Origin of the sequence: Halorubrum aquaticum, assembly GCF_900113615.1 — an archaeon.
In the GTDB taxonomy this organism is placed as follows: domain Archaea; phylum Halobacteriota; class Halobacteria; order Halobacteriales; family Haloferacaceae; genus Halorubrum; species Halorubrum aquaticum.
The window spans coordinates 60787-67380 of record NZ_FOPZ01000018.1 but is presented as its reverse complement, the minus strand read 5'-3'; the positions used below and the strand labels follow the sequence as shown (position 1 = coordinate 67380).

Annotated in this window: 9 protein-coding genes; 5 read left to right on the top strand and 4 right to left on the bottom strand. The window is 68.4% G+C overall.

What is annotated here, in order from left to right:
- Positions 1–421: 421 nt before the first annotated feature.
- Together F3H10_RS13275 and gap are read right to left on the bottom strand one after the other, a co-directional pair.
- The gene (locus F3H10_RS13275) at positions 422–1648 is read right to left on the bottom strand and encodes a phosphoglycerate kinase (protein WP_149785240.1); all 1227 of its coding nucleotides are present in this window, start codon (positions 1646–1648) and stop codon (positions 422–424) included.
- A gap of 88 nt (positions 1649–1736) precedes the next feature.
- Positions 1737–2789 (bottom strand): type I glyceraldehyde-3-phosphate dehydrogenase, encoded by a 1053-nt coding sequence (gene gap / locus F3H10_RS13270; RefSeq protein ID WP_149785239.1) that lies wholly within the window; start codon positions 2787–2789, stop codon positions 1737–1739.
- A 138-nt stretch (positions 2790–2927) separates the two neighbouring features.
- On the opposite strand from gap, the gene F3H10_RS13265 reads away from it, so the two are divergent.
- On the top strand, positions 2928–3305 hold the full coding sequence (locus F3H10_RS13265) for an Hsp20/alpha crystallin family protein (protein WP_149785238.1): 378 nt from the start codon (positions 2928–2930) through the stop codon (positions 3303–3305).
- On the opposite strand, the gene F3H10_RS13260 is transcribed toward F3H10_RS13265, so the two are convergent.
- Both F3H10_RS13260 and eif1A read right to left on the bottom strand, forming a co-directional pair.
- The gene (locus tag F3H10_RS13260; protein ID WP_149785243.1) at positions 3302–4207 is read right to left on the bottom strand and encodes an ATP-grasp domain-containing protein; all 906 of its coding nucleotides are present in this window, start codon (positions 4205–4207) and stop codon (positions 3302–3304) included. The genes F3H10_RS13265 and F3H10_RS13260 overlap by 4 nt on opposite strands.
- 104 nt (positions 4208–4311) lie before the next feature.
- Positions 4312–4602, bottom strand: a complete 291-nt coding sequence (eif1A, locus tag F3H10_RS13255; protein WP_149785237.1) for a translation initiation factor eIF-1A — start codon at positions 4600–4602, stop codon at positions 4312–4314.
- 101 nt (positions 4603–4703) lie between these two features.
- On the opposite strand from eif1A, the gene F3H10_RS13250 reads away from it, so the two are divergent.
- The 4 genes from F3H10_RS13250 to F3H10_RS13235 all read left to right on the top strand — a co-directional run bounded on the left by F3H10_RS13250 (position 4704) and on the right by F3H10_RS13235 (position 6524).
- Positions 4704–4883, top strand: coding sequence for a DUF7470 family protein (locus F3H10_RS13250; protein WP_149785236.1), 180 nt, complete (start codon positions 4704–4706; stop codon positions 4881–4883).
- A gap of 88 nt (positions 4884–4971) precedes the next feature.
- Positions 4972–5217: a hypothetical protein gene (locus F3H10_RS13245; protein ID WP_149785235.1), complete on the top strand. Its 246-nt coding sequence runs from the start codon at positions 4972–4974 to the stop codon at positions 5215–5217.
- Between the two features lie 60 nt (positions 5218–5277).
- Positions 5278–5475: a hypothetical protein gene (locus F3H10_RS13240; protein ID WP_149785234.1), complete on the top strand. Its 198-nt coding sequence runs from the start codon at positions 5278–5280 to the stop codon at positions 5473–5475.
- Between the two features lie 74 nt (positions 5476–5549).
- A complete protein-coding gene (locus F3H10_RS13235) occupies positions 5550–6524 on the top strand; it encodes an aldo/keto reductase (protein WP_149785233.1) in 975 nt (324 codons plus the stop codon).
- Positions 6525–6594: the final 70 nt, after the last annotated feature.

The window sequence follows — 6594 nt, the reverse complement described above, 5'->3', positions numbered from 1 at the left end:
TTCGAGTGCTTATAGGACGGTTGTTTCGTTGGAGATCGGGCTGATAGGAATGGGATCGTTGCTGGCGCAGTGACTGTCTTCAAAGCCCCAGTCACGAGGACTCGCGTGACTCGCTGTGGTCCTCGTCGCTCGTTACACTCGCTCCTGCGGTCCTTGCGTCGTCAGGCTTCGTCCTCGTGGCTGCCCCTTTGATCCCCACCCGAACCACACAGCCCCGCACCTCACGCCTCCCCAGCCTCGCGGCTCGTTCCACTCGCCGCGTCCCTCGCGGGCTCCTCGCGCCCGTTGGACGCTCGGAGGCGCGCCACCGCAATCGATCGCTCACTCCTTAGACTGTGTTGACCGGAATCGGATCCGAACGCATCGCTCACAGGACATCTCGATGGAGCGACGACGGACGGATCGGTCGACGCCGAACCCGCTACGCCCCGTCGGCGTCCGCCCGGCGGAGCAGTTCGATCGCGGGCAGCGGTTCGCCGGTGAGCGCGCGGATGTACGCGCCGCCGGCGATGGAGACGTGCGAGAAATCCGCCTCGTCCAGTCCGTACATGCCGATCGCTCGGGAGGTGTCGCCGCCGCCGACGACCGAGAAGCAGTCGGTCTCCGCGATCGCCTCGAGCACGCCGACGGTGCCGTCCGCGAACCGCTCGTCCTCGAAGACGCCGAGCGCGCCCTTCACGAAGACGGCGTCGGACTCGCGGATGAGGGTGTCGTAGTCGGCGACGGTCGCGGAGCCGACGTCGAGGTACGCGTCCGTCTTCTCGTCGATGTCGGCCACGAGGACCTCGGCGCGGTCGCCGTCTTCGCCCTCGTAGGCGAGGTCGCTCGCGAGCCGGATCGCCTCGCCGCGCTCCTCGAGGATCGCCTCGACCGTCCCGTGGTTCCGTTCCCACTGCTCGTCGAAGAGATCCATCCCTTCGAGGTCGTGGCCGACCGGGTGACCCGCCGCGCGCAGGAAGAGCTCGCCGGCGACGCCGCCGAGCAGGAACCGGTCGACGCGGTCGCCGAGGGCGTCCATCACGCCGATCACGTCGGTGGCCTTCGTCCCGCCGACCACCATCGTGACCGGACCGTCGAACTCCTTGCGGGCGATGGCGGTGTTGGCCTCGTACTCCGACTCCATCACGCGGCCGGCGTAGGCGGGCAGCGCGAGCGGGAACCCGACGAGCGAGGCGTGCTTGCGGTGGGCCGCCGAGTAGGCGTCGTTGACGTATACGTCGAAAAGCGGTGCGAGCGTCCGGACGAACTCGGTGTCGGCCTTCTCCGCGGGCGACGCCTCGGGAAGCTCCTCGTCGCACATCCGGGTGTTCTCGAGGAGGAGCACCTCGCCCGCCTCGAGCGCCTCGATGGCCGCGAGCGCGTCCTCGCCGTAGGTGTCGGCGACGAAGTCGACCTCGCGACCGACGTGGTCGGCGAGGACCGCCGCGTGTCCCGAAAGCGACGTGAAGTCGTCGCGGCCGGGGCGGCCCTGGTGGGCCATGAGGGCGACGCGGTGGCCGGCGTCGGCGAGTTCGCGGACCGTGCGCGCGTGTCGCTCGAACCGGCGGTTGTCCTGGGGCTCGCCGTCCTCGATCGGGGAGTTGAGGTCGAGACGAACGAGCACGCGCGAGTCGGCCGGCAGGTCGTCGATGGTCTGGAACGTGGACATGGGTGAGACTGGATGGGAGTGTGTCGGCGAACGTTGTCAGTGCTGTGACCGCGGACGGGCGTGAATACCGGGTCGAACGCGGCGTCGATTACGCTTCCGCGTTCACGTAGGCGGCCATGTCGAGCATCCGGCACGAGAAACCGTACTCGTTGTCGTACCACGTGAGGACCTTGAGCAGTCCGCCGTCGGCGATCACGTTGGTGGACCCGAGGTCGACGTAACTGGAGAACGGGAGCCCGGTGACGTCGCTGGAGACGACCTCGTCGTCGGTGTAGCCGAGGACGCCCGCGAGTGGCCCGTCGTCGGCGGCCGCCCGGAACGCGTCGTTGACCTGGGCTTCGGTCACGTCCTCATCGAGGTCGACGACGAACTCCGTGATCGAGCCGGTCGGGACGGGGACGCGGATCGCCATCCCGTCGATCTTCCCGTCGAGTTGCGGGAGGACCTCCTGAGCGGCCCCCGCCGCGCCGGTCGAGGTCGGGACGATGTTCTCGGCGGCGGCGCGCCCGCGGCGGGTCTTCGCCTTCGGGCCGTCGATGAGCGCCTGCGAGCCGGTGTAGGCGTGGACGGTGGTGAGGGTGCCGGCCTCGATGCCGAACTCCGCGTCGAGCACCTTCGCGACGGGCGTGATGGAGTTGGTCGTACAGGAGGCGTTCGAGACCACGTCCTCGCCGTCGTATTCGTCGTGGTTGACGCCGTAGACGAGCTGTTTGACCGGCTCCTCGCCCTTCGGCGGCGCGGAGATGACGACGGTGTCGGCCCCGCCCGCGAGGTGTGCGCTCGCGTCCTCCTTCGTCCGGAAGATCCCGGTACACTCGAGTGCGACGTCGACGTCGAGGTCGTCCCACGGGAGGTCGGCGGGGTCCTGAACGTTGTACAGCGGGACCGACGTGCCGCCGATGGCCAGCTCGTCGTCGACGAGTTCGACGCCGTCGAGCCGCCCCATGACGGTGTCGTACTTCGCGAGGTAGCCCATGTCCTCGAACTGCATCACGTCGTTGATCCCGGCGAGCTCGATGCGCGGGTCCTCGAGGACCGCACGGAAGACGTTGCGGCCGATCCGACCGAACCCGTTGAGCCCGACCCGTACGACCTCCTCGTCGGGTACTTCGTCGCCAGCGGACAGATACGATTTACTCATATACGAAAAAGCGGTGCGCAGACACTTAAATCCGCCCGAGTCGTGCGAGCCCGCGGCGGAGCGGGTCTCTCACGGTCGATCCTCCGAGATCCGGCGGTCGACAGAAGGCTTATCGGGGAGACCGCCTTCAGACGAGGCATGGACAGAGACGACCGAGACGACCCGTTCGGGGACTTCTTCGAGGAGATCGAACGGATGATGAACGAGATGGCCGGAAGCGGGCACGGGACCGAGGACGCCGGCTTCGGGTCCGAGACGCACGTCGACGCGTACGCGACCGAGGAGTCCGTCCGACTCGTCGCCGACCTCCCGGCCGTCTCGAAAGAGCAGCTCTCCCTCCAGTGTGACGGGGAGGCGCTCACCATCTCGGCGGCCTCCGACAGACGCGAGTACGACGAGACCGTCGAGCTCCCCGCGACCGTCGACGAGCGGTCCGGCGAGGCGACGTTCAACAACGGCGTGCTCGAGGTCGAGTTCGACCGCGACGACGACTCCGCCTCCATCGACGTCGCCTAGCGGGACCGCTCTCCCCCGGTTTCCGCGACCCGTCGTATCAACCCGGCGAGTCGGTCGTAGAAGTCCGGCTCGTACTTTCTCGCCGCGTCGACCGTCGGCCGGGCGTTCGTCTCGTTGACGAGGAACCCGTCGTCGGTTTTGAGGAGGTCCACGCCGAGGTAGTCGATCCCGAGCGCCGCCGCCGCCCGCTCCGCCAGTTCGCGACCCGCCGGGTCGAGTTCGACCCCGCGGGCGTCCGCGCCGCGGTGGACGTTGTGTTTCCAGCGACCGTTCGCGAGCGCGTCCGCCGGAAGCTCGCGACGGACCGCGCCGGCGTACGCGCCGTCGACGACCATCGTCCGGTAGTCGCGCGCGTCGGGGAGGAACTCCTGGATCAGGTACGACTTGTCGCCGGTCGCGCGGTAGTCGTGGGCGAGGTTCAGGTAGTCGACGACCCCCAAAAGCGAGTCGAGGTCCGTCGCCTTCGCGACGCCGACGCCGCGGGTCGCCGAGTTGGGCTTGACCACCACCGGGAACTCGAAGTCCGCGGCCGCCTCGGCGACGACCGACTCGTCGACCGGGTTCGAGACCAGCGTCGTCCGCGGAACCGGGAGCCCGGCGGCGGAAAGTGTCGCGAGCACGCCCGCCTTGTTCCGGGAGGTCACGACCGCGTCCCGGCCGTTGATCCAGGGAACCGACAGCCGCCGGTCGACGACCGCCCCCTCCATGAGCCGCGACGGGTAGACGAACCCGACGTCGAACGCCTCCGGGTCCGTGTCCTCGTGCTCCACGTCCAGATCCGCGTCCCCGTCCGTCCCGTCGAGCCGAAACGTCCGCTCCTTCGCGCGGACGTGGTCGACGTCGATCCCGCGGTCGGCGAGCGGTCCGCGAACGCGCTCGTACGTCTCCGCGGCGGTGGTCATCGCGAGCCGAATGGGGTCGGTCACGGGTCCGGGTTACCGGCGGTCGTCGGCGGAATCGGGCCGGAACCGGGTGCTGGATCGAGGCCGCGACGACGCGACCGCGCTCACCGGAGGTGGCCCTCCTCGCGCAGCTGTTCGGCCTCGTTCTTCTCGTAGCGCCAGGAGATGTCGGCCTTCTCGTCCTGCCAGTCCCAGGGCTCGACGAGGACGATGTCGTCCTCGCGGATCCAGACGCGCTTTTGCATCCGTCCCGGGATCCGGGCCGTTCGTTCCTCCCCGTCCGCACAGCGGACCTTCACGCGGTTGGCTCCGAGCATCTCGACGACCTCCGCGAACACCTCGTCGTCGTCCGGCATTCGAAGGTCGCGCCGCCCCTGGCCGTCTCCGTCGGTCATGCGTGCCGGGTGATACGTGGCCCACCCGATAAAAGTCCCACTCTCCGGCGCGACGCTCCCGAAGCGGCCTATTTAACCGGCGGCGGACGGAGAGACCGGACATGCGAGACACGCTCGGACTGGAGGGGATCGCGGGAGTCGTCGTCGTGTTCCTGGCGGTCACGGTCGTGACGCTTCGCGACCCCGTGATCGGCGGCGGGTTGATGCTCCTCGTCGCTGGCCTCGCGCTGATCGCGAAGGGCCTCGCGGCGTCGACGATGCGCGCGTTCGGGCTGAAGTGACGGCATCGAAGGCGGAACCCGCGAGGACGAGACGCGAGTCGACCGCACGGCCGAAAGGGCTATATTCGACCGTCGCCGCCGCTTCGACATGGCACGGATCCCCGAGTTCGCGGTCGAACTGTTGGAACTCCTCGCGCTCGTCGTCGGGTCGGGCGTGGCGTCGCTCATCGGCATCGAACTCGAGCGCGTCGGCGTCGCCGGCCTCGCCGGCGGCGACCTCGCGGTCGGGCTCTGGGCGCTCGCGATGGGGCTCGTCGCGCTGTACGTCGGCGTCGTCGCCCTCGGCTACGAGCAGGTGCTCCCCCGAATCCGCGCGCTCGCCGGAGGCTCGTAGGGGAGGAACCTCCCGGAAGAACACCCGCCCTTTTTATCTGCCGTCGACGACGGACGGGACATGGACGAGATCCTCACCAACTGGCTCCTCGGTCTGATCGCCGCCCTCCTGGCCGTGCTCGTGCTCGACTCGACCGGCCAGCCGTTCCTCGACCCGCTCTCGCCGGTCGCGAACGTGCTCGCGCTCGTGACGTTCCTCGCGTTCGTCATCCTCACCGGCGCGTTCCTCGTGTACACCGCGTCGTTCCGGAACGAGTGAGAACGCGGGTCCGGACGGACTGACCGGCGGAGCCGCCACGAAGACTTTTGCTCGCGGACGTCCACGGCCGTCCCATGGAGTACACGACGCTCGGGAACACGGGCATGACCGTCTCGAGGATCTGTCTCGGCTGTATGAGCTTCGGCGACCCCGACTGGCGCGAGTGGGTGCTCGGCGAGGAGGAAGGCAAGGAGCTCGTCGAACGTGCGCTCGAACTCGGGGTGAACTTCTTCGACACCGCCAACATGTACTCGAACGGCGAGTCCGAGCGGATCCTCGGGGAGGCGCTTGAGGGTCACCGCGAGGAGGCCGTCGTCGCCACGAAGGGCTACTTTCGGATGGACGAGTCGAACCCGAACTCCGGCGGGCTCTCCCGGAAGGCGATAGAACAGGAGCTCGAGAACAGCCTCGACCGGCTCGGGATGGACACGGTCGACCTCTATCAGATCCACCGGCTCGATCCGGAGACGCCGATCGAGGAGACGCTCGCCGCCCTCGACGACGCGGTCCGCCGCGGACAGGTCCGCTACGTCGGGGCGTCCTCGATGTGGGCTCACGAGTTCGCCGACGCGCTCCACGCGAGCGACCGGCTCGGACTCGAGCGGTTCGCCACGATGCAGAACCACTACAACCTCGTCTATCGCGAGGAGGAACGCGAGATGCTTCCGCTGTGTGAGAAGGAGAACGTCGGCACCATCCCGTGGAGCCCGCTCGCGCGCGGCTACCTGACCCGTCCCGACGACGACGTCGACGCGACCAAACGCGGGGAGACCGAGGAGCACCTCTATCGACACCCGTACCGCGAGGGGGGCGGTCCCGAGGTCAACGCCCGCGTCGAGGAGTTGGCCGACGAGAAGGGCGTGAAGATGGCGCAGATCGCGCTCGCCTGGCAGTTCCACAAGGAACCGGTCGACGCGCCCATCGTCGGCACGACGAGCGTCGAGCACCTCGAGGACGCGGTAGAGGCGCTGGACATCGATCTCTCCGACTCCGACGTCGAGTGGCTCGAGGAGCCCTACGAGCCGGTCCGCGTCTCCGGACACGACTGACCGTCGGTCACGGCGTATTCGGTGTATTAGGACGTATATGGGTAAACTACTTGCCGGGTGAGAGAACACC

What these genes read in the sequence shown, in the direction of transcription:
- F3H10_RS13240 (WP_149785234.1), top strand. Translation starts at nt 5,278, where the DNA reads ATGGACGAGATCCTCACCAACTGGCTCCTCGGTCTGATCGCCGCCCTC.
- F3H10_RS13245 (WP_149785235.1), top strand. Translation starts at nt 4,972, where the DNA reads ATGGCACGGATCCCCGAGTTCGCGGTCGAACTGTTGGAACTCCTCGCG.
- eif1A (WP_149785237.1), bottom strand. Translation starts at nt 4,602, where the DNA reads ATGACCGACGGAGACGGCCAGGGGCGGCGCGACCTTCGAATGCCGGAC.
- F3H10_RS13235 (WP_149785233.1), top strand. Translation starts at nt 5,550, where the DNA reads ATGGAGTACACGACGCTCGGGAACACGGGCATGACCGTCTCGAGGATC.
- gap (WP_149785239.1), bottom strand. Translation starts at nt 2,789, where the DNA reads ATGAGTAAATCGTATCTGTCCGCTGGCGACGAAGTACCCGACGAGGAG.
- F3H10_RS13265 (WP_149785238.1), top strand. Translation starts at nt 2,928, where the DNA reads ATGGACAGAGACGACCGAGACGACCCGTTCGGGGACTTCTTCGAGGAG.
- F3H10_RS13275 (WP_149785240.1), bottom strand. Translation starts at nt 1,648, where the DNA reads ATGTCCACGTTCCAGACCATCGACGACCTGCCGGCCGACTCGCGCGTG.
- F3H10_RS13250 (WP_149785236.1), top strand. Translation starts at nt 4,704, where the DNA reads ATGCGAGACACGCTCGGACTGGAGGGGATCGCGGGAGTCGTCGTCGTG.
- F3H10_RS13260 (WP_149785243.1), bottom strand. Translation starts at nt 4,207, where the DNA reads ATGACCACCGCCGCGGAGACGTACGAGCGCGTTCGCGGACCGCTCGCC.